Below are 1,121 nucleotides of genomic sequence, written 5' to 3'. Positions count from 1 at the left end.
CTTCTATGAAGAAGTTATATATGACTGGGCTGGAGAAGATAAGAGAGCGAGCGACTTTGAGAGAGATGGTCCAAAGATTGTAATTATTTTAGATAATTCAAGCATTCATAAAAACAAAGATTTTGTAGAGAAGATAAAGCTAGAGATGCCGAATTTAGTTTTAGAATTTCTGCCTGAGTATAGTCCAGATTACAACCTGATCGAATTAGTTTGGCATTCAACAAAAGAGTTTGTTGCAAATCGTTTATTTAAGTCTATTGAAGACCTCGAAATCATTCTGAATAAACTCCTAAATGAGGGAGAGTTAGTTATAAATTGGAATCGTAAAGTAAAAAACAAAGGAAATGCACAACAGCTTAGGCAACTGTTCTGGCTATTCTCATTTATGATTCTTATTGCGGTGACTAATTACGTTCCAGCAATGATCAGAAATGGTTTGGGAAATTCGATCAGTCATGCAAGTGCAACGGCATAACAACCCGGTTGGAGCGGACAGTTGAGAGTCTTTTTGTCTATCGTTATGGTTGATCTGCTGCCGCTCAACCGGAACGTTGTACTGCCAGCGCACCAAGACCTCGATCCCTATTGATCTTGGTCAATTGCCCAGGGAGCGCCGTCCCAAACCCCGGTCTTTTCGCCCACACCTCGGTATGCTCATCCCCCGCTGATCGGCCGAGACCTCGGTAGGCCAAACGGGGTGCAAAACCGCCCAGACCAGTCCACCCAAACCCCGGCGCTGGTGGTCAATCGCTTAAACTGGGGTCAATAGCTTAGCCGCCCAGTCCAACACCGCATTGCACCGGACGGACGACTACCCCGATGGGTGGCTAAGACTGCGATCGCCGGTAAATTCTGCCGTTGTACCGCTTCGTTTCTGGGTTGTGGCGGTAGATTGAATCGTATCTGTTTTGCCCAAGGTTAAGTTGTTCAAAGGTTGCTGATGGAAAGATTTATCATCAGGTAGGGAAGCACTCTTATTGAAGATCGGTATGACAATCACAACTGTCTCGGCATACATCTTGATTGCTTTCTACTTTGTGATGGAACGATCGCTGAGAAAAGGCAAGCAAGCACTCAACCTCAAACCGGGAGCGGCTGATGGTGGCAGTTCTCAAGTATTG

Annotated in this window: 1 protein-coding gene; it reads left to right on the top strand. The window is 45.5% G+C overall.

The genetic code is table 11. The features are described 5' to 3' along the window. On the top strand, positions 1-475 hold a 475-nt coding region (locus GS601_RS22590; protein WP_420800321.1), incomplete at its 5' end, for a transposase. Positions 476-1,121 lie beyond the last annotated feature (646 nt).

It is taken from the genome of Myxacorys almedinensis A (genome assembly GCF_010091945.1).
In the GTDB taxonomy this organism is placed as follows: domain Bacteria; phylum Cyanobacteriota; class Cyanobacteriia; order Leptolyngbyales; family Leptolyngbyaceae; genus Myxacorys; species Myxacorys almedinensis.
Note: the sequence above shows the minus strand (reverse complement) of the source record. Positions and strands in the feature narration are given on the sequence as shown.